Source organism: Pseudomonas sp. RA_15y_Pfl2_54, assembly GCF_963971015.1.
Classification (GTDB): Bacteria; Pseudomonadota; Gammaproteobacteria; order Pseudomonadales; family Pseudomonadaceae; genus Aquipseudomonas; species Aquipseudomonas baetica_A.
Map to the genome: position 1 here is coordinate 114669 of NZ_CAXAPN010000002.1, position 19930 is coordinate 134598.

Consider the following 19930-nt stretch of genomic DNA (forward strand, 5'->3'; position numbering starts at 1 on the left):
AAAGGAGTGGAATATGTCTTTCAATATCGGCCTTAGCGGTCTCTATGCAGCCAACAAACAACTGGACGTGACCGGCAATAACATCGCCAACGTTGCAACCGCCGGTTTCAAATCGTCCCGTGCAGAATTCGAAGACGTTTACTCGGCCACTCGCCTGGGTAGCGGCAGCAAGGTCATCGGTAACGGTGTGCGTCTGGCCAACGTGTCCCAGCAGTTCACCCAGGGTGACATCAACAACACCGGTAACGTGTTGGATATGGGTATCAACGGTTCGGGCTTCTTCACCATGAGCAACAATGGCTCGGTGTCCTACACCCGTGCCGGTACGTTCAAGGTCGACAATGCTGGCTTCATCACCAACACCAACTACACCTCGCGTCTGCAGGGCTACGGCGTGGATGCCAACGGCAAGGTCATCAACGGCGTACTGACCGACCTGAAGATCGACACCTCGAACCTGGCGCCAAAGTCCACCTCGCTGGTGACGTCGACCATCAACCTGGACTCGACCGCTCCGGTGATCGACGACACCGTGGCCGCCGGCAAATTCGACCCGACCAACCTCGCGACCTACACCAAATCGTTCAGCACGCCGATCTATGACAGTCAGGGCAACATGCACCCGATGGATCAGTACGTGGTCAAGACCGGTGCCAACACCTGGAAGGTCTACACCCTGGTAGACGGGCGTAACCCGGACGCTACCGGTAGCGATCCGAAGGTCACCGCGCCGACACCTTCGACCATGACGTTTGACTCCGCTGGCAAACTGACTCAGGTCAGCACGCCGCCTGGTCCGGTGATTAGCAGTGACCTGAAGCTCACCGGCTGGGTTCCTGGCAATGTGATCAATGGTACCTTCACGCCTAACGGTGCTGCGGCGAACACCGCTGGTATTACCATTTCCATGGCCAAGACCACTCAGTACAACGCTGACACCGCGCGTTCGATCCCGACTCAGGATGGTTACGCCACTGGCCAGATCACCAACCTGACCATCGACGGCACCGGTACGCTGTTCGCCAACTTCAGCAACAACCAGAGCAAGGCCATCGGCCAGGTTGCGCTGGCCAGCTTCACCAACGAACAAGGCCTGCAGGCTATTGGTGGTACTAGCTGGAAAGAGACGTTTGCTTCGGGTATCCCGGGTTACGATGCGCCGGAAACCGGTACGTTGGGTTCGGTTGTTTCCAACTCGCTGGAAGAGTCCAACGTTAACCTGACCAACGAGCTGGTTGATCTGATCAAGGGGCAGAGCAACTATCAGGCGAACGCCAAGACTATTTCGACTCAGAGCACCATCATGCAGACCATCATTCAGATGGCCTGATGCTGGTTTTTGGTTGTAAAGGAAGCCCCTCTTTTTGAGGGGCTTTTTTGTAGGTGCGAGGCCGGTTCGGTTTGGGCGGTGTGTGAGCCGACCAAGGGAGAGGGGGCAGCGAAGGCGTCCTGATGCTGCCCAACTGCTGTCAGATACACTTGACCCGAGCGTTTACTCCACCCAAAAGAAAACCCCCGACAAACCATAGGTCTGTCGGGGGTTTCTCGTTCAGGCGCCTTGCAACGCCTGACTCAGCTCAGGTTATTGGCAAGCTTCGCAATCCGGCTCGTCAATCGCGCAAGCCTTGGGCACTGGAGCAGGACCTGCAGGAGCCGCCAGAACCGAATCGTCGCCGTGGTTGCCGCCGCTGGAAACAGCGTTCAGCTTGCCGGTGTTGATGGTCGACTTCTCGGTGCTGGTCGCGGCCAGGGCGCGGAGGTAATAAGTGGTTTTCAGACCACGGTACCAAGCCATGCGGTAGGTCACGTCGAGCTTCTTGCCCGAGGCGCCGGCGATGTACAGGTTCAGCGACTGAGCCTGGTCGATCCACTTCTGACGACGGCTGGCGGCGTCAACGATCCACTTGGTGTCCACTTCGAACGCGGTTGCATAGAGCTCTTTGAGTTCTTGCGGGATGCGCTCGATCTGCTGAACCGAACCGTCGTAGTACTTCAGGTCGTTGATCATGACCGAGTCCCACAGGCCGCGAGCCTTGAGGTCGCGAACCAGGTACGGGTTGATCACGGTGAATTCGCCCGACAGGTTCGATTTCACATACAGGTTCTGGTAGGTCGGTTCGATCGACTGCGAGACGCCAGTGATGTTGGCGATGGTCGCGGTCGGTGCGATGGCCATGATGTTGGAGTTACGAATGCCTTTCTGTACACGGGCGCGAACCGGTGCCCAGTCGAGGGTTTCGTTCAGGTCAACGTCGATGTACTTCTGGCCACGTTGCTCGATCAGGATCTGTTGCGAATCCAGTGGCAGGATGCCTTTGGACCACAGCGAACCGTTGAACGTCTCGTACGAGCCGCGTTCGTCAGCCAGGTCGCAGGACGCCTGGATCGCGAAGTAGCTGACCGCTTCCATCGACTTGTCGGCGAATTCGACGGCAGCGTCGGAGCCGTAAGGGATGTGTTGCAGGTACAGCGCGTCCTGGAAGCCCATGATGCCCAGGCCGACAGGGCGATGACGGAAGTTGGAGTTCTTCGCCTGCGGTACCGAGTAGTAGTTGATGTCGATCACGTTATCGAGCATGCGAACGGCAACATCGATGCTGCGCTTGAGCTTGGCGGTGTCCAGCTTGCCGTCGACGATGTGGTTCGGCAGGTTGATCGAGCCCAGGTTGCAAACGGCGATCTCGTCCTTGTTGGTGTTCAAGGTGATCTCGGTGCACAGGTTCGAGCTGTGAACCACGCCGACGTGCTGCTGCGGGCTGCGCAGGTTGCACGGGTCTTTGAACGTCAGCCATGGGTGACCGGTTTCGAACAGCATGGACAGCATTTTGCGCCACAGGTCTTTGGCCTGGATGGTCTTGAACAGCTTGATCTTGCCCGGGTACTCGGACAGCGCTTCGTAATACTCGTAGCGCTCTTCGAAAGCTTTACCGGTCAGGTCGTGCAGGTCGGGTACTTCGGATGGCGAGAACAGGGTCCATTTGCCGTCATCGAAGACGCGCTTCATGAACAGGTCAGGGATCCAGTTGGCGGTGTTCATGTCGTGGGTACGACGACGGTCATCACCGGTGTTCTTGCGCAGCTCGATGAACTCTTCGATGTCCATGTGCCAGGTTTCCAGGTAGGCACAGACAGCGCCTTTGCGCTTGCCACCCTGGTTAACGGCGACGGCGGTGTCGTTCACGACTTTGAGGAACGGAACCACGCCTTGCGACTTGCCGTTGGTGCCTTTGATGTACGAACCCAGTGCACGGACAGGCGTCCAGTCGTTACCCAGGCCACCGGCGAATTTCGACAGCATGGCGTTGTCGTGGATCGCGTGGTAAATGCCCGACAGGTCATCCGGAACGGTGGTCAGGTAGCAGCTCGACAGCTGTGGACGCAGGGTGCCGGCGTTGAACAGTGTTGGAGTCGAAGCCATGTAGTCGAACGAGGACAGCAGGTTGTAGAACTCGATCGCACGGTCTTCTTTGTTCTTCTCTTCGATGGCCAGGCCCATGGCCACGCGCATGAAGAAGATCTGCGGCAGTTCGAAACGCACGCCATCCTTGTGGATGAAGTAACGGTCGTACAGGGTTTGCAGGCCCAGGTAGGTGAATTGCTGATCACGCTCGTGGTTGATCGCCTTGCCCAGTTTTTCCAGGTCGAAGGTGGCCAGCACAGGGTTCAGCAGTTCGAACTCGATACCTTTGGCGACATAAGCCGGCAGTGCCTTGGCGTACAGGTCGGCCATTTCGTGGTGAGTGGCGCTTTCAGCCACACCCAGGAAGCCCAGGCCTTCGGCACGCAGGGTGTCCATCAGCAGGCGGGCGGTCACGAACGAGTAGTTCGGCTCGCGCTCAACCAGCGTACGGGCGGTCATCACCAGGGCGGTGTTGACGTCGGTCAGGGCCACGCCGTCGTACAGGTTTTTCAGGGTTTCGCGCTGGATCAGGTCGCCGTCGACTTCAGCCAGGCCTTCGCAGGCTTCGGTCACGATGGTATTCAGGCGGCCCATGTCCAGTGGCGCCAGGCTACCGTCGGTACGGGTGATGCGGATCGACGGATGAGCGTTGACTGCTTCTTCGGCCGGGGCGTGGGCAGCGCGTTCTTTCGAACGACCGTCACGGTAGATCACGTAGTCGCGAGCCACTTTCTGCTCGCCGGCACGCATCAGGGCCAGTTCGACCTGGTCCTGGATTTCTTCGATGTGGATGGTGCCGCCCGAAGGCATGCGACGCTTGAAGGTCGCGGTGACTTGTTCGGTCAGACGGGCAACGGTGTCGTGGATTCGCGACGAAGCGGCAGCGGTGCCGCCCTCAACTGCGAGAAACGCTTTGGTGATAGCGACGGTGATCTTGTCATCGGTGTAAGGAACGACAGTGCCATTACGCTTGATCACGCGCAGCTGGCCAGGCGCGGTGGCTGCCAGATCCGAAGTCGAATCAGCGGCCTGCGGCAAGGTGCCCTGCGGGTTCTCGCGAGTTGTGTCGGTTTGCATGGGTGTCTCCACGTTCTCTATGTTTGTTTGGGCACCATCACGGTGCCCACCGTTCCGTCCTGAAGCACTACAACCGGCACGTGCCGGGTATAACGACTTCGGGACAGTTCAGGAAGAAGGCCTTGTGGGCGCCGCTTCCATGCCGAAGTCTTCGGCTCGCGCGATACGCGTGAGACCGCATTCCTTTCGGGGAGCAGTTTCGCCACTGCAACACCCGTACCGTTATCGTCGTGATCGACTGAAAAACGGTAGCCATCCGCAGGCGCGGTTTGGGCTTGTAAAAATACGTTTGGTTCAACCCGACAATGGCAATAAAAAGCCTTGAATTCACTGTCCGGTTTGTGTTTGGTTTTTTACGCAAAACCCTACATGTAGGGTTTTTTTGCGAGCGGGCTACAAGATAATGCGTTTCAGGGGCGGATTGCAACGCACAGCTTGTGGATAACCCTGTGCGTAAATTGTGTGTGAAACAGGGAATTCCCGTGTAGGCCGCGAACCTGCTGAGCTAGACCGTTTGTCACTGTTTTTTCGCCTGGAAAAACGCTTCAGCGGATTTTTAAGGGCGCGAACCCTATCACAAAAAACGGCCTTGTCCGAACGCATTTACCGACTTGTGTTCTGGCTGGACGCCGTTTATACAATCGGCCCATGCGTACGCATTCTTATCCTCCGAAAAGATGACAAAAAGACCGGAGGATCCTTCCTTTATTCGTAATTCTGGCAAGCAGAGGTCACCGGTGGAGCAACAAGCCTTTCAGGTATTGATAGTCGAGGATGATCAGCGTCTGGCCGAACTCACTCGCGACTACCTGCAAGCCAATGGACTGCGCGTGGACATCGAAGGCAACGGTGCGCTGGCGGCGGCGCGGATCATCAAGGAGCAACCGGATCTGGTGATCCTCGACCTGATGCTCCCCGGCGAAGATGGCCTGAGCATCTGCCGCAAGGTGCGCGACCGTTATGACGGGCCGATTCTGATGCTTACGGCAAGAACCGACGACGCCGACCAGATCCATGGCCTCGACCTCGGCGCCGATGATTACGTGTGCAAGCCGGTACGCCCGCGACTGTTGCTGGCGCGGGTTCAGGCGTTGCTGCGACGCAGTGACACGCCCGAGCCGACCACGGAGAAATCCCGGCGCCTGCAATTCGGCCCGCTGGTGGTGGACAACGCCTTGCGCGAGGCCTGGCTGAGCGACAGCGGCATCGAGTTGACCAGCGCCGAGTTCGACCTGCTCTGGTTGTTGGTCTCCAACGCCGGACGCATTCTGTCACGGGAAGAGATTTTCACCGCGCTGCGCGGTATTGGCTACGACGGGCAGGACCGCTCGATCGATGTACGCATATCGCGCATCCGCCCCAAAATCGGCGACGACCCCGACCATCCGCGTCTGATCAAGACCATCCGCAGCAAAGGCTACCTGTTCGTCCCTGAGGCCTGCGCAGACCTGGCGCTGTGAACTCGATCTTCCTGCGTATCTATGGCGGCATGTGCGCAGCCTTGATTCTGGTGGCCGTGCTCGGTGTGCTCGCACTGAACCTGCTCAATCAGGTGCGCAGCGAGCAGTACCGCGAGCGCCTGGCCCACGGCACGTTCTCGCTGATGGCCGACAACCTGCAACCGATGAATGAAACCGAGCGTCATCGTGCGCTATTGGTTTGGGAGCGATTGCTCGGGATTCCGCTGGCGCTCAAGACCTTTGCCGAAACGGGCCTCGACCTCACCCAGCGCACCCGCGTTCTGCGCGGCCAAGCGCTGGTCGAGCAAACCGGGCCGCATGCGGCGAAGGTCTATCGGCTGGTCAGCGACAAAGAACAACTCGTACTCACCGGCGAGGTGCAACAAATCAGCGAACAACTGGCCCGGGCGACTATTTACCTGCTGGCCGATGAACTGGTGCGCGTACCGGTGGGCGAGCAGCCCAAACGGCTGGCGCAGATAAAGAAAGAGAAGGGCTTCGGTTTCGATCTGCGATTGGTCACAGTGAATGACGCCGACATGGACGAAGACCAGAGCCGACGGGTGTCCGAGGGCGATACGGTGATGGCGCTGGGCAAGGGCGGCGATTCGATCCGCGTGTTTGCCGGCATGGTTGGTACGCCCTGGGTGCTGGAAATCGGGCCGCTGTACCAGATGAATCCGTATCCACCGCAATGGCTGGTGTTGATCGCCGCGCTCGGGCTGACCTTGATCGGCCTTATCGTTTATCTGCTGGTGCGCCAACTCGAGCGCCGTTTGCGAGGCCTTGAAGCAGCGGCTACGCGCATCGCCAAGGGCAGTCTGGAAACCCGCGTGCCGGCGCGCGGTGCTGACTCGGTCGGGCGACTGGCTTCGGCGTTCAATGGCATGGCCGAACACCTGCAACAGTTATTGGCGATCCAGCGTGAACTGGTGCGTGCGGTGTCCCATGAACTGCGCACGCCGGTGGCTCGGTTGCGGTTTGGCCTGGAAATGATCGGCTCGGCAACCACGCCGCAAGCCCTGGAAAAGTACCGTGAGGGCATGGATCACGACATTGAGGACCTCGATAAGCTGGTCGATGAAATGCTCACGTATGCGCGTCTGGAGCAGGGGGCACCGGCGCTGACGTTTCAACGCATCGACCTCGACGCGTTGGTCAATCAGGTGATCGAGGAATTGGCGCCGTTGCGCGCCGAGGTCACGGTGCAGCGTGGCTTGTGTCTGGCCGCCGCCGATAACGACGATGCCTGGGTCGAGGCTGAGCCGCGTTATCTGCATCGGGCCTTGCAGAATCTGGTGAGCAACGCCATGCGCCATGCACGCTCGACGGTCACGGTGAGTTATCAGGTCGGGCAACTGCGCTGTCGGGTGGATGTCGAGGATGACGGGCCGGGAGTGCCGGAAGTGGCGTGGGAGCGGATCTTCACGCCGTTTTTACGCCTGGACGACAGCCGCACCCGGGCATCGGGTGGGCATGGGTTGGGCTTGTCGATTGTGCGACGGATCATCCATTGGCATGACGGGCGGGCCATCATTGGCCGGAGCAAGAGTCTGGGAGGGGCCTGCTTTAGCTTGAGCTGGCCGAGGAATCAGGAGCGGCGCTGAATGTTGTGTCGTCTTTGCCAGCGATGTGGTCTCCCTGAAAGCCCATAAAGATCTTCAGGCTTTGATACTGACCAGACTCAACAATTGCCCATCCTGCACCCCGAACTGCGCATCCAGTTCTGTCCCGTTGCGCCATTCGCCGGACAGGTCCGTCAACAGGCGTAAACGTACCTGACCCTGTTCAGTCCATTCCAGGAGTTCGGCATGCTCGAAGTAAAAGCGTTTTTGCACGATCGGGTACAGCGCTTTGAACAGGCTCTCTTTCACCGAGAATGTCAGCGTGACCAGCAACGCCAATTGATCCCGCGCGCCAGCGGCCATGCGCTGCATTTCCGCCGGAGTGAGGATTTCCCCGGCCAGGCGCTCGGCGCGCTCGATGTTGAGCAGGTTTTCCAGATCCATACCCAAGCCGCGCCAATGTTGCTTATTGGCGACAATCGCTGCCGCACGGCCGGTGCTGTGGGTGATCGAGCCGCTGATGTGCGCCGGCCACACGGGGGCCCGGTCTTCGCCAATTGCTGGAACCATGCCACTCCCTTGCAACTGTTGCAGCGCCGCCCGCGCGCAGAGGCGTCCGGCGAGAAACTCGGCCTGACGCTTGGCCACCGAACGCTGAATACTTGGCGGTGGATCGATGGCGCTGCGTTGAAAGTCATCGCCGAGCAGTTGCGACGGATCGAAATGAGTGCTGAGCAGCACCGTGTCGGGCAACGCCGTCGGCAAGGGCCAGTGGGCGTCGAGCGGGGTGCAGCAAGCGGGGAGGGTTGGGGTGAGATTCATGGCGGGCATTTTGCCGGTTAGCCGAGGCAAGGTCGAGATCAATGGTGTGGCCTTCGCGAGCAAGCGTGAAGGCCACACCACGCTCAACGCTGGCTTAACCAAAGATCTTCTGGAAGAACGCTTTCATGTCCGCCCAGGATTTTTCATCCGCAGCCTTGTTGTAACCAATGTCCGGCCCTGCGTGTTCGCCATGGCTCAAGCGATCGGCATCCGGATTGGTAAAACCATGCTTGGCGCCCTCCAGACTGACGAACCTGTAGTCAGCCCCCGCCTTGTCCATTTCCGACTTGAACGCGGTGACGTTGTCCGGCGTGACCATGCTGTCCAGCGCACCATGCTCCACCAGAATTTTCGCCTTCACGCTGCCGGGCGTGGCCGGCGTCTTGGTTGCCAGCGCGCCATGGAAACTCACCACCCCCGCCAGCGGTACACCTTGGCGCGCCGCGTTCAACACGACGCCACCGCCGAAGCAATAGCCGATGGCTGCGAGTTTGTTCACGTCGGTCTGGGGCTGTTTTTTCAACAAGTCCAAACCGGCAGAGAAGCGTTTACTGGCGGCGTCGGCGTCCTGGGTCGCTGCCTGCATGAACGCCATCGCATCTTTCGGGTGCTCGGTATTTTTCCCTTCGCCGTACATATCAATCGCCAGCGCGCTGTAGCCGAGCTCAGCCAGGTCGCGTGCGCGGCGCTTGGCGTAATCGTTCAAGCCCCACCATTCATGCACCACGACAATGCCGGGACGGGCGCCTTTGATCGCGTCGTCGTAGGCGTAGTAACCCATCAGCTTGCTGCCGTCGGCGCTTTGGTAGGGGATTTCTTCGGTCTTGATCGCCGCGTGGGTGAGGCAGCTTGCGGCCAGCAGGGTGAGGGCGAGGAACAGGCGCATGGTCGGTCTCCATATCGAAAAGTGGTCAGAGCAGCCTAGTCGATTTGGTTCAGGTCAGGTTCAGAGAGTGTTCAGGGGCGGTACAGGACAGGGGCAGTAACCTTGCGCCATACCCAAACAGCACTGTGAAAGAGGAAATACCATGACTCGTTTAAACAAACTGCTGCTGGCATTTACCGTAATGAGCGCCAGTATCGCGGCCCATGCCGACACGACTTCGAACTTCGCCGGCCTGACCTTCGGCCAGACCAGCGACAAGATCAAAAAATCCCATGCCCTGAACGACAACCTCGATCACCCTGACGCCACTGGCGCGATCGACGGCAACAATACCTACGGCGTACGCCTCGGTCAGCAAAACAGTCAGGGTCGCTACTACGCCACCTACGACAATGTGTCGGGTTCGCACAATGGCATTAAACTGCGTCAGGAAAACCTGCTGGGTAGCTACGATCTGTTCTATCCGGTGGGCAACACCACCAAATTGTTCGGCGGTGCGACGGCCGGTTTGACCAAGCTGACTCAGGAATCGCCAGGCTACAGTCGCGACAGTGACATCGGTTATGCGGTCGGCGGCCAGTTCGGTGTTTTGCAGCAAGTGTCGCAAAACACTTCGGTAGAACTCGGTTACCGTTACCTGCGTAGCAACGCCAGCACCGAGATGAGCGAGCGCGGCGGCAGCAAACAGGGTTCGCTGGGCTTGACCAGCAGCGCCCAGACGTACCTGTCGGCCAACTACTCTTTCTGATAGAGCAGTCAGCCTGAATGTGGGAGCGGGCTTGCTCGCGAAAGCGGTGGATCAGTCAATGAAGATGACGACTGGTACATCGCCTTCGCGAGCAAGCCCGCTCCCACAGGTGTGTTGTTGGAGATTTTGATTTACCCAGGAGAGCGATATGAAACTGTTGGTCGTCGAGGATGAAGCGCTGTTGCGTCATCACCTGCAAACCCGTCTGACGGAGAGCGGTCACGTGGTCGAGTCCGTGGCCAATGCCGAAGAGGCGCTGTACCAGACCGGGCAGTTCAATTTTGACCTGGCGGTGATCGACCTCGGTCTGCCGGGCATGGGCGGCCTCGACCTGATCCGCCAGTTGCGCTCAGGCGCCAAGACCTTCCCGATCCTGATCCTCACCGCGCGCGGTAACTGGCAGGACAAGGTCGAAGGCCTGGCCGCCGGTGCTGACGACTACGTGGTCAAACCGTTCCAGTTCGAAGAACTCGACGCGCGCCTGAATGCCTTGTTGCGACGCTCCAGCGGTTTCACGCAATCGACCATCGTCGCCGGCCCGTTGCTGCTCGATCTCAATCGCAAACAGGCTACCCTCGACGAGCAACCGCTGGCGCTGACCGCTTACGAATACCGCATCCTCGAATACCTGATGCGTCACCACCAGCAAGTGGTGCCCAAGGACCGCTTGATGGAACAGCTCTATCCGGACGATGACGAGCGCGATCCGAACGTGATCGAAGTGCTGGTCGGCCGCCTGCGCCGCAAGCTCGAAGGTCCGGCCGGGTTCAAGCCAATCGACACCGTGCGTGGTCTCGGCTACCTGTTCAATGAGCGCTGCACTTGATTCGTTCCCTTCGTGTTCGCTTGATGCTCGCCGCCACCACGTTGGCGGTGTTGTTCATGCTCGCCTTGCTGCCGGCGATGCAAGGCGCGTTCAGCCTGGCGCTGCAGGATTCCATCGAGCAGCGTCTGGCGTCGGACGTCACCACGCTGATCTCCGCCGCACGCATTGAAAACGGCCGGCTGGTGATGCCTACGCAGTTGCCGGATGAGCGCTTCAACCTCACTGACCTGCGCCTGCTCGGTTACATTTATGACCGTTCAGGGCATCTGGTCTGGCGTTCGAAAGCCACCCAGGAAGAGCAGATCAACTACAAACCGCGTTATGACGGCCTCGGCAACGAGTTCGCGCGGATTCGCGAGGCCAGCGGCCAGGAATTCTTCGTCTACGACGTGGAAGTCAAACTGCTCGGCGGCAAAAGCGCTGCGTTCAGCATCGTTGCCTTGCAACCGGTGCGCGAGTACGAAAGCACCCTTGAAGGCCTGCGCGAAAATCTTTACCTGGGTTTCGGCGCCGCCTTGCTGGTACTGCTGGCGCTGTTGTGGATCGGTCTGACCTGGGGCCTTAAAGCCTTGCGCCAACTCAGTCAGGAACTCGATGAAATCGAAGGCGGCACCCGCGAAAGCCTCACCGAACAACACCCGCGTGAACTGCTGCGACTGACCGGTTCGCTCAACCGCTTGCTGCTCAGTGAGCGCCAGCAACGCAGCCGCTATCGCGACTCTCTCGATGACCTGGCCCACAGTCTGAAAACGCCGCTGGCGGTGCTGCAAGGCGTCAGCGAGGACATGGCTCAACGTCCCGAAGAACGCGATCAGGCCTGGGTGCTGCAAAGCCAGATCGAACGCATGAGCCAGCAGATCAGCTATCAACTGCAACGGGCGAGCTTGCGCAAAAGCGGACTGGTGCGACATCAGGTGCGCTTGCAACCGGTGCTGAAAAGCCTTTGCGACACGCTGGACAAGGTGTATCGCGACAAGCATGTGCGCGTGGCGTTCGATCTGCCCGAGCATTGCTACGTGCCGATCGAGCAGGGCGCGCTGCTGGAAATGATGGGCAACTTGCTGGAAAACGCTTATCGCCTGTGTCTGGGTGAAGTGCGCATCAGCGTGCGCGAGACCTTGGCCGGGGTTGAGTTATGCGTTGAGGACGACGGCCCGGGCGTACCACCGGATCAGCGTGCGCGGATTCTCGAGCGTGGCGAACGGCTGGATGCCCAGCATCCGGGGCAGGGCATCGGGTTGGCGGTGGTCAAGGACATCATCGAAAGCTACAACGCCAAACTGGCGCTGGGTGATTCGCCGATGGGTGGGGCGGCGTTCAGGATTCATTTTCCGGCGGTATAACGAGGATAACCGTCTGTCGGAAATCAGACCTTACCTGTCAGATGTGACAGTTGTCAGTCGGACGGGGTAGGTGTGTGATGGTTGCGCCTCCGAGAGGGCTCGGTTGAATCACACTTGCGGGAGAACATGATGGATATCCAGTCATCGGCGCTGAACCAGTTGTTTGTACTTTATCCCGTAATCATTCCAGGATGGATCTCTCCGTTGAAAACCGCCGATCCCGCTGACGGTGGCATTCCCAAATCGCTCTACGATGAACAGCCGCAGGGCCTGGAGTGCCTGGTCGATCCATGGGCGGAGCTCCAGAGTCGTTCGTGGAAAATGGCTGTCGATGATCGCGTTGACTTGTACATCAATAGCGAGACCACTCCGGTTGCAGGAAAAACCATCGTACAGGGAGAGGAGCAGTCACGTATCCGTCTGTACGTACCGCACGGACGGTTGCCCAATGGAGTTTCCAGGTTTCATTACAAAGTCACTCGTCCCAGTGGGAATAGCGAAGACTCACGGGATTTGAACGTGTTGTATTACCTGCGCTCGCCGGGAGAACCGGCGCCACAGGGGCTGGATCTGGTAATCCCCCCCGATGTGCTGAAGGATGGGGTCGACGCTGCACGGGCTGCGCAAGGTGTGGAGTTCGGATTTAACTTTTCCAACCCACGCCCCTATAACCGTATTCGTTTTCAGACCGGTGATGAGACGGATGAGTGGGAGATCACCGATGCTTCGGCACCGGTGACCAGAACGCTTTTCGAGGACACGTTTCGGCGCATTGGGGACAGCCGTTACGTACAGCTGGACTACCTGGTATTCGATCATTTGGGAAATTTCAATCGGTCATCAACCAAGCTGATAGATGTTCATCTTGGCCGACTTGATACTCAAGTCGCCTTCAGTAACGGACCGTATGACGTCGCTCCTGGCGGACGCGTCAAAGACGTCAAACTCAGCCTTACGCGATCAGGGCAGCCAGCTGTAGGCAAGATCACGGTAGTGCTTCCAGTAGGCAGCCAATATGCCGATGGGGCAGGCGGTACCCGCGAATTTTCGACACAGCCGGACGGCACCCTGATCATCGAGGGCATTAAAGGAGCGACTGCTGGCGGGGTTTACACTCTGATGGCCTCCAGTGGCGGGCATACGACAACCGAGACTTTGACTGTCATGGCGTATGCGCAACCGGGCGTAATTGCCGTCGGCGCTCTGATTCAGGGAATTACCATCAGTAGCGATGGCAGACGAGCCTACGTGGGGCCTGCTAACGGGAGATCGCTGGCGGTGATCGACACTGAAAAAGCCAAGGTTGAACGGTATATCCCGATCAACGGTCAGGATTCATCGAGTCAGCATGCATTGAGTCGCGACGGTACTCGGGCTTTTGCAGGCTTTTACCAGACTCAACTAATGGAAATCCTCGACCTGGAGAGCGAGCGGACCATCGCGAGCTTTCCGGTAGGTAGAGCCTGCTTCAATGTCACCCTGAGCCAGGACGAAGCGCTTGCGTTTGTCAGTAACTCGCATGACGCCACTGTTAACGTGATAGATGTGCGCAACTTGCAATCGCTAAAAACCATTACGGTTGGCCAGGCACCGAACCAGATTGTTGTTCATCCCGATGGCAGCAGAATTTATGTCGCTGTAGTAAGCAGCAGCTCGATTGTCGTCATCGATTCCCGGTCACTGACGCAAATTGCCGCATTCCGCTTGAAGGCGCCGCCTATCGGTCTCGCAATGAGTCCTGACGGGAACAGCATTTTTGCTGATGTTGTAGTGAGCACGACGGAGGAAATCGTGCAGGTCAATGCTCACAATGGCGCATTGATCAGGGCTATACCCGTTACCGGGCTCGCCAGGGGCATCGTGGTCAACCATCGCGGTACACGTGCTTACTGCTGTAATCCTCATACGCATACCGTCTCGACCATTGATATTCAATCTGGCGCTGTCATCCAGAGAATACCCGTAGGACGGCTGCCACTTCGTATGGCGATCAGTCCCGATGATTCACTCGGGTATGTTTCCTGTCATGAGGACGGGACCGTTTGGGTGATCTCTTTGCAGCCGGTATTAGCGGGGGGACTCGATACCCCTTTTGGAGGCGTTCTCGAGCATGTTGAACCAGGTTCTGTGAAACCGGTTCCGGGGGACGAGTATCTCGGTCTGCCGGGGTGATCTGAAGTCAAAGGATCGCAGTCTCGGCGACTACAGCAGTTTGCATTCCAATTCGCAGGAACTGCTGAAGATCTGTGATCTTTTACGCTCAATGTTCCTGCGCCCGATAAGCCCCCGGCGTCAGCCCTGTCCATTTCTTGAACGCGCGGTGAAACGCCGACGGTTCGGAAAACCCCAACTGCTCGGCGATCTGTTGCAACGACAGATCCGCCCGCCCCAAATGGTAGATGGCGATATCCCGCCGCAACTGATCTTTCAACTCCTGAAAACTGCTGCCTTCCTCGCGCAAATGCCGACGCAGGGTCTGCGGGCTGATGTGCAGGTGCGCGGCCACCGCTTCCAGATCCGGCCAGTTCGCCGTGTCGCGGCTGAGCAAGCGACGCAAGCGGCTGCTCAGGCTGTCGCCGTCATCCGGGCGTGACAGCAGATCCGCCGGGGAGCGTTCGAGGAAATGCTTGAGGGTGCGTTCGTCCTGCAGCAAGGGCATGGGCAGGTAGCGACTGTGAAACAGCAGGCTGCTTTGCGCGGTGCCGAACGTCGTGGGGCAGGGGAACAGCAGATCGTATTCAGCGCCATGCGCCGGTTTCGCATAGCTGAACGTGGCGTGTTCCAGGCGAATGCGCTGGCCGATCAGCCAACTGCCCAGGCGATGCCAGATCACCAGCAGGCTCTCGCTGAGAAAGTGATCCGGGTCCCATAGCTGCGAATCGTCAAGGCTCAGCCGCACCCATTCGTCTTCGCGGCTCAGGGTCAGGCGCGGGGCCTGGGGGAACAGGCTGTAGAACAACAAACCGCGTTGCAGGGCTTTCTCCAGGTTGCGGCAATGAATCGAGGCGTGGCACATCATGGCGAAGCTGCCGGGTTTGCTTGGTGCGTTGCCCAATCCCAGGTATTCGTCGTCCAGCACCAGCCACAGTGCCTGGATCAAACGGGTGAACTGCTCCGGGGCAATGCGTGCACGAGGCTCGTCGAGCAATTCAGGGCTGATCCCCAGTTGCTGCAACAGGCCCGAATAGTCGAACCCTGAGCGACGTGCGCCGCCGAGGGCGGCACGGGCGAAATGGCTGGCAATGGTGCGTTCGCGCATAAGCGGCAAATCCTTTCTCAGGCGCCGGATGGTAGCCGGGGTGCATCAAGGGCAACAAGGCGGATTTCCGCCAAATTGTAGGACGAGAAGCGGTGGGTTGGCGGAAATCCGCCAGGGCAGGGGCGACGAACGCTGACATCGATGAGCCTGCAATCCCTGATATCAAAAGGCTTGCCGCGAAATGCACCAACGTGGCACGACGCTTGCGATAGGAGTGTCAGAAGCGTGCGTTGATCCGCAGGATAAAGCGCCATTCGACACAACAAATCCCTCCAGTGCAGGAGGGTTCGCAATTTAAGGTTTTGCGGACAACAGATGGATGTTGCCCAGCGAGACGCTTGAGGACACTTGCAATGACGACTCGTCAGCCACTGTATAAATCCCTGTATTTCCAGGTGATCGTTGCCATCGCCATCGGCATTCTGGTCGGTCACTTCTATCCGCAGACCGGTGTGGCGCTCAAGCCGCTGGGTGACGGGTTCATCAAACTGATCAAAATGGTCATCGCGCCGATCATCTTCTGTACCGTTGTCAGCGGTATCGCGGGTATGCAGAGCATGAAGTCGGTGGGCAAGACCGGCGGCTACGCGCTGTTGTACTTCGAAGTGGTTTCCACCATCGCCTTGCTGATCGGTCTGGTGGTGGTCAACGTTGTGCAGCCGGGCGCCGGCATGCACATCGACGTGACAACGCTGGATGCCTCGAAAATCGCCTCCTATGTGACGGCCAGTAAAGACCAGAGCATCGTCGGTTTCCTGCTTAACGTCATCCCGAACACCATTGTCGGTGCATTCGCCACTGGCGATATCCTGCAAGTGCTGATGTTCTCGGTGATTTTCGGTTACGCCCTGCATCGCCTCGGTTCCTACGGCCGTCCGCTGCTGGACCTGATTGATCGCTTCGCGCATGTGATGTTCAACATCATCAACATGATCATGAAACTGGCGCCGCTCGGTGCGCTGGGTGCCATGGCCTTCACCATCGGTGCTTACGGTGTCGGCTCGCTGGTGCAGTTGGGTCAACTGATGATCTGCTTCTACATCACCTGCGTACTGTTCGTCGTCGTGGTGCTGGGCTCCATCTGCCGCGCGCATGGTTTCAGCGTGTTGAAACTGGTTCGCTACATCCGTGAAGAACTGCTGATCGTGCTGGGTACTTCCTCGTCCGAGTCGGCGCTGCCACGCATGCTGATCAAGATGGAGCGTCTGGGCGCGAAGAAATCCGTTGTGGGTCTGGTGATCCCGACCGGTTACTCGTTCAACCTCGACGGTACTTCGATCTACCTGACCATGGCGGCCGTGTTCATCGCTCAAGCGACCGACACCCACATGGACATCACTCACCAGATCACCCTGCTGCTGGTGCTGCTGCTGTCCTCCAAAGGCGCTGCCGGTGTCACCGGTTCGGGCTTCATCGTGCTGGCGGCCACGCTGTCGGCGGTCGGTCACCTGCCGGTGGCCGGTCTGGCGCTGATCCTGGGTATCGACCGCTTCATGTCTGAAGCTCGCGCGCTGACCAACCTGGTCGGCAACGCCGTTGCCACCCTCGTTGTGGCCAAGTGGGTGAATGAGCTGGACACCGACGTGCTGCAATCCGAGCTGGCCTCGGGCGGTCGTGGTATCTCCGATGTGCGTGAAGAAGATGACCTGGGTGTGGCTGAAGGCCCAACCCCTAACAGCGTCAGCTAACTCGTGCTTGCATGAAAAAACCCGCTTCGGCGGGTTTTTTTTGGCCTGCGATTTGAGCACAACGGTCATGTTTACTGACACATCCGGTGATTGCCGCATGGCGGTTAGCTGCCTAGGCTGAGTGCATCGCACAAGGAGATCGCCCATGTCCGCACCGCTGGCCTCACTGAAGATTCTGGATTTCTCGACGTTGTTGCCGGGGCCCTTCGCCTCGCTGCTGCTGGCGGACATGGGCGCCGACGTGCTGCGCATCGAGTCGCCCACGCGCATGGATCTGCTGCGGGTGCTGCCGCCCCATGACGGCGGGGTATCAGCCAGCCACGCGTATCTCAATCGCAACAAGCGCAGCCTGGCGCTGGACTTGAAACAGCCCGCGGCGCTGGACGTGATCAAGCAGTTGCTGGGCGATTACGACATTGTGCTTGAGCAGTTTCGCCCCGGTGTGATGGAGCGTTTGGGGCTGGGTTACGAGGCGTTGAAAGCCATCAATCCGAAGCTGATTTACGTGTCGATCACCGGTTACGGCCAGACCGGGCCTTACAAGGATCGCGCCGGCCACGACATTAACTATCTGGCCCTGGCCGGGCTGTCCAGTTACACCGGCCGCGCCGACAGCGGGCCTCTGCCGCTGGGCATGCAGGTGGCCGATGTCGCCGGCGGCTCGCTGCATGGGGTTGTCGGTCTGTTGGCGGCGGTGATTGCGCGTCAGCAAACCGGGCAGGGCACGCATCTGGACGTGAGCATGACGGACTGCGCCTTCAGCCTCAATGCCATGGCCGGCGCCGGCTATCTGGCTTGCGGCGAGGAGCCGGGGTGGGAAGACCAGATGCTCAATGGCGGCAGCTTCTACGACTATTACCGTTCCCGCGATGGGCGCTGGATGTCGGTGGGCAGCTTGGAGCCGGGTTTCATGCAGCCACTGTGTACGGCGCTGGGCCGGCCGGAGCTGGCGGCGTACGGCCTGTCACCCAAGCCTGAGCAACAGCAGGCGCTCAAGGAGGCGTTGAAGGTTGAATTCGAGAAGCATGACTTTGCCGAACTGTGCGCGCTGTTTGCCGGGCTCGATGCCTGTGTCGAGCCGGTGTTGAGCCTGGGTGAGGCGCTGCAGCATCCACAGTTGCAGGCGCGGGAACTGGTGACGCAGGTGCCGCGGGGAGATGGCACGACGCAGGCGCAGATGGCGTGTCCGCTGAAGTTTTCCGAGGCTTTACCGGCGCCGCGGCATGTCGGGGCGGTGTTGGGGGAGCATACGGATCAGGTGTTGGGGGCGTTGGGGTTTAGTGCGCAGCGGATTACCGAATGGCGTGTTGCCAAAGTAATTCTTTAGAGCCAGTGCTAGCGATGGGGCCAGTTGTAACAACACTTATTCCACCCGCATTTCACCACTGAATACCAACGTGTTCCGGCACCGCCGGCACAAATACCGCCGCCCCTGCCGCACCAGGCTGTGACGCTGCGCCGAAAACGGAAAATCGCTGTCTGCACACGGGCATTTATAGATATAGCGCGTCACGCTGCGGCGTTTGACTTGATAGGTATGGCAGCGATCCGGCGGCAGTTCATAAACGCCGCGCATGATCAGTTGCCACTCCTCGCCGTGGGGCTGAATGCGGTCGCCAAACAGTTGATGGGCGATCAGGTGCGCGACTTCATGGGCCACGGTCTGCTTGAGGAAATGCTCGGTGTTTTCCCGGTACAGCTGTGGGTTGAAGCGCAGCAGGTTCTCGTGCAGATGCGCGACCCCGGCTTTTTGCCCGCGCAGCTTGAGGCTCACCACAGGGCGTTGGAAGTGACGTTTGAAAAAGGATTCAGCGAGTTGGTAGCAGTCTTCGACGCGGGTATTGAGTTGCTCGGGCATGCTTGATGGATCTCCAGAGGTGTCGAGTATGCCGCAACCCTTGGGACTTGCGAATCGCCGAACTGCCGAATGGTCATCCTGCACGCGAGAAGGCCGCCTTGCGGCGGCCTCTATTGGCAGGTCTGGTTTTTCTCAGGCAGGACGCTTTTCTAGTTGGTATAGACCGGGCCGACGCCCAGCCCCCAGATGATCACGGTGAACGCCATGATGGCCACGAGCACCACCAGGCCCACCGCCAGCACCGAGCTGGAAAACAGAAAACCCTCGTCGGATGGAATATTCATGAAGGTCGGAAGACCGACATAGAGCAGATACACCGTGTAGCAGATGGCCGCCGTACCGACGATCATCCCCAGCCACATATGCGGATACAACGCCGCCAACCCGCCGACGAACAGCGGTGTCGCGGTGTAAGTGGCGAATGCAACGCAACGGGCCAGGCTCGGGTTGGCGTCATAGGTGCGCGCCATCCAGTGCACGAAGGCCCCCATGACCGCGACGCCGCCGAGCATCGCCAGATAAGACATGACCGTCATCCAGATCGCGCTTTCGACCGTGAGCATCACGGGGGCGCGGTTGCCGATCACCCAGCCGACCTGAGTGGTGCCGATGAAGGCCGAGACAGCCGGGATGGCCGCCAGGATCAGCGTGTGCGTCAGGTACATGTGGCTGATGCTTTCCTCTTGGTCGCCACGGATTTCTTTCCATTCCTGATCGGGGTGGGTAAAAAGTCCCACTACGTGATGGATCATGCCAGTCACTCCTCTTGTTATTGCCATCGCCCCCCAGCGGAGCGCCTACGGGCCAATGAGGCCGAGCAAGTTCAGGTCTTCAAATGCGTGCGACCTTACGTCGCAGTATAGAAAGGTCTGAACCGCACCGGGACCAGGGGGTTAGAGCAAATCGCGCTGTAAACACACGGGTTAATCGCCGTGGGGTCTGTAAAAGGCGAATCGGCCAGTGGCGACAACCTGTGACCACAACCTCAGGGTTTTTGC

Annotated in this window: 15 protein-coding genes; 9 read left to right on the forward strand and 6 right to left on the reverse strand. The window is 59.1% G+C overall.

Annotated elements, in window-relative coordinates; genetic code table 11:
* Positions 1-13: 13 nt before the first annotated feature.
* A complete protein-coding gene (flgE, locus tag AACY50_RS02075; protein ID WP_339430857.1) occupies positions 14-1330 on the forward strand; it encodes a flagellar hook protein FlgE in 1317 nt (438 codons plus the stop codon).
* 252 nt (positions 1331-1582) lie between these two features.
* On the opposite strand, the gene AACY50_RS02080 is transcribed toward flgE, so the two are convergent.
* Positions 1583-4477 carry a ribonucleoside-diphosphate reductase subunit alpha gene (locus AACY50_RS02080; protein WP_339430856.1) on the reverse strand — a complete coding sequence of 965 codons (2895 nt, stop codon included), beginning with the start codon at positions 4475-4477 and terminating at the stop codon, positions 1583-1585.
* 737 nt (positions 4478-5214) lie between these two features.
* Between AACY50_RS02080 and AACY50_RS02085 the strand changes: the two genes are divergently transcribed.
* Positions 5215-5937, forward strand: a complete 723-nt coding sequence (locus AACY50_RS02085) for a response regulator (RefSeq protein WP_339430855.1) — start codon at positions 5215-5217, stop codon at positions 5935-5937.
* Positions 5934-7544 (forward strand): ATP-binding protein, encoded by a 1611-nt coding sequence (locus tag AACY50_RS02090; RefSeq protein ID WP_339430854.1) that lies wholly within the window; start codon positions 5934-5936, stop codon positions 7542-7544. The genes AACY50_RS02085 and AACY50_RS02090 overlap by 4 nt, the downstream gene beginning before the upstream one ends.
* 54 nt (positions 7545-7598) lie before the next feature.
* Here the strand turns inward: AACY50_RS02090 and AACY50_RS02095 are convergent, their stop codons facing one another.
* Positions 7599-8324: a 4'-phosphopantetheinyl transferase family protein gene (locus AACY50_RS02095; RefSeq protein WP_339430853.1), complete on the reverse strand. Its 726-nt coding sequence runs from the start codon at positions 8322-8324 to the stop codon at positions 7599-7601.
* 94 nt (positions 8325-8418) lie between these two features.
* Entirely contained in the window at positions 8419-9210 is a 792-nt protein-coding gene (locus AACY50_RS02100; protein WP_339430852.1) for a dienelactone hydrolase family protein, read from the reverse strand.
* A gap of 142 nt (positions 9211-9352) precedes the next feature.
* Here AACY50_RS02100 and AACY50_RS02105 point away from each other — a divergent pair, with 142 nt between their 5' ends.
* From AACY50_RS02105 to AACY50_RS02120, 4 genes are all read left to right on the forward strand, one after another.
* Complete coding sequence (locus AACY50_RS02105; protein ID WP_339430851.1) at positions 9353-9958, forward strand: hypothetical protein; 606 nt, start codon at positions 9353-9355, stop codon at positions 9956-9958.
* 148 nt (positions 9959-10106) lie between these two features.
* Positions 10107-10784 carry a response regulator transcription factor gene (locus AACY50_RS02110; protein ID WP_339430850.1) on the forward strand — a complete coding sequence of 226 codons (678 nt, stop codon included), beginning with the start codon at positions 10107-10109 and terminating at the stop codon, positions 10782-10784.
* A complete protein-coding gene (locus AACY50_RS02115) occupies positions 10781-12127 on the forward strand; it encodes an ATP-binding protein (RefSeq protein ID WP_339538092.1) in 1347 nt (448 codons plus the stop codon). The genes AACY50_RS02110 and AACY50_RS02115 overlap by 4 nt, the downstream gene beginning before the upstream one ends.
* Positions 12128-12256: 129 nt before the next feature.
* Positions 12257-14299 carry a YncE family protein gene (locus tag AACY50_RS02120; protein WP_339430848.1) on the forward strand — a complete coding sequence of 681 codons (2043 nt, stop codon included), beginning with the start codon at positions 12257-12259 and terminating at the stop codon, positions 14297-14299.
* Positions 14300-14387: 88 nt separating this feature from the next.
* On the opposite strand, the gene AACY50_RS02125 is transcribed toward AACY50_RS02120, so the two are convergent.
* The gene (locus AACY50_RS02125; protein ID WP_339464077.1) at positions 14388-15386 is read right to left on the reverse strand and encodes an AraC family transcriptional regulator; all 999 of its coding nucleotides are present in this window, start codon (positions 15384-15386) and stop codon (positions 14388-14390) included.
* Positions 15387-15739: 353 nt separating this feature from the next.
* Between AACY50_RS02125 and AACY50_RS02130 the strand changes: the two genes are divergently transcribed.
* Positions 15740-17074, forward strand: coding sequence for a dicarboxylate/amino acid:cation symporter (locus tag AACY50_RS02130; protein WP_339430846.1), 1335 nt, complete (start codon positions 15740-15742; stop codon positions 17072-17074).
* A gap of 145 nt (positions 17075-17219) precedes the next feature.
* Positions 17220-18401 (forward strand): CaiB/BaiF CoA transferase family protein, encoded by a 1182-nt coding sequence (locus tag AACY50_RS02135; protein ID WP_339464078.1) that lies wholly within the window; start codon positions 17220-17222, stop codon positions 18399-18401.
* 36 nt (positions 18402-18437) lie between these two features.
* Here the strand turns inward: AACY50_RS02135 and AACY50_RS02140 are convergent, their stop codons facing one another.
* On the reverse strand, positions 18438-18932 hold the full coding sequence (locus AACY50_RS02140) for a SprT family zinc-dependent metalloprotease (RefSeq protein ID WP_221733026.1): 495 nt from the start codon (positions 18930-18932) through the stop codon (positions 18438-18440).
* Positions 18933-19081: 149 nt separating this feature from the next.
* Positions 19082-19684 carry a Yip1 family protein gene (locus AACY50_RS02145; protein ID WP_339430844.1) on the reverse strand — a complete coding sequence of 201 codons (603 nt, stop codon included), beginning with the start codon at positions 19682-19684 and terminating at the stop codon, positions 19082-19084.
* Positions 19685-19930: the final 246 nt, after the last annotated feature.

Bases quoted from the DNA above. Each gene is read 5' to 3' on its own strand.
- flgE (WP_339430857.1), top strand. From the start codon at position 14: ATGTCTTTCAATATCGGCCTTAGCGGTCTCTATGCAGCCAACAAACAA.
- AACY50_RS02080 (WP_339430856.1), bottom strand. From the start codon at position 4,477: ATGCAAACCGACACAACTCGCGAGAACCCGCAGGGCACCTTGCCGCAG.
- AACY50_RS02095 (WP_339430853.1), bottom strand. From the start codon at position 8,324: ATGAATCTCACCCCAACCCTCCCCGCTTGCTGCACCCCGCTCGACGCC.
- AACY50_RS02100 (WP_339430852.1), bottom strand. From the start codon at position 9,210: ATGCGCCTGTTCCTCGCCCTCACCCTGCTGGCCGCAAGCTGCCTCACC.
- AACY50_RS02105 (WP_339430851.1), top strand. From the start codon at position 9,353: ATGACTCGTTTAAACAAACTGCTGCTGGCATTTACCGTAATGAGCGCC.
- AACY50_RS02110 (WP_339430850.1), top strand. From the start codon at position 10,107: ATGAAACTGTTGGTCGTCGAGGATGAAGCGCTGTTGCGTCATCACCTG.
- AACY50_RS02120 (WP_339430848.1), top strand. From the start codon at position 12,257: ATGGATATCCAGTCATCGGCGCTGAACCAGTTGTTTGTACTTTATCCC.
- AACY50_RS02125 (WP_339464077.1), bottom strand. From the start codon at position 15,386: ATGCGCGAACGCACCATTGCCAGCCATTTCGCCCGTGCCGCCCTCGGC.
- AACY50_RS02130 (WP_339430846.1), top strand. From the start codon at position 15,740: ATGACGACTCGTCAGCCACTGTATAAATCCCTGTATTTCCAGGTGATC.
- AACY50_RS02135 (WP_339464078.1), top strand. From the start codon at position 17,220: ATGTCCGCACCGCTGGCCTCACTGAAGATTCTGGATTTCTCGACGTTG.
- AACY50_RS02140 (WP_221733026.1), bottom strand. From the start codon at position 18,932: ATGCCCGAGCAACTCAATACCCGCGTCGAAGACTGCTACCAACTCGCT.
- AACY50_RS02145 (WP_339430844.1), bottom strand. From the start codon at position 19,684: ATGATCCATCACGTAGTGGGACTTTTTACCCACCCCGATCAGGAATGG.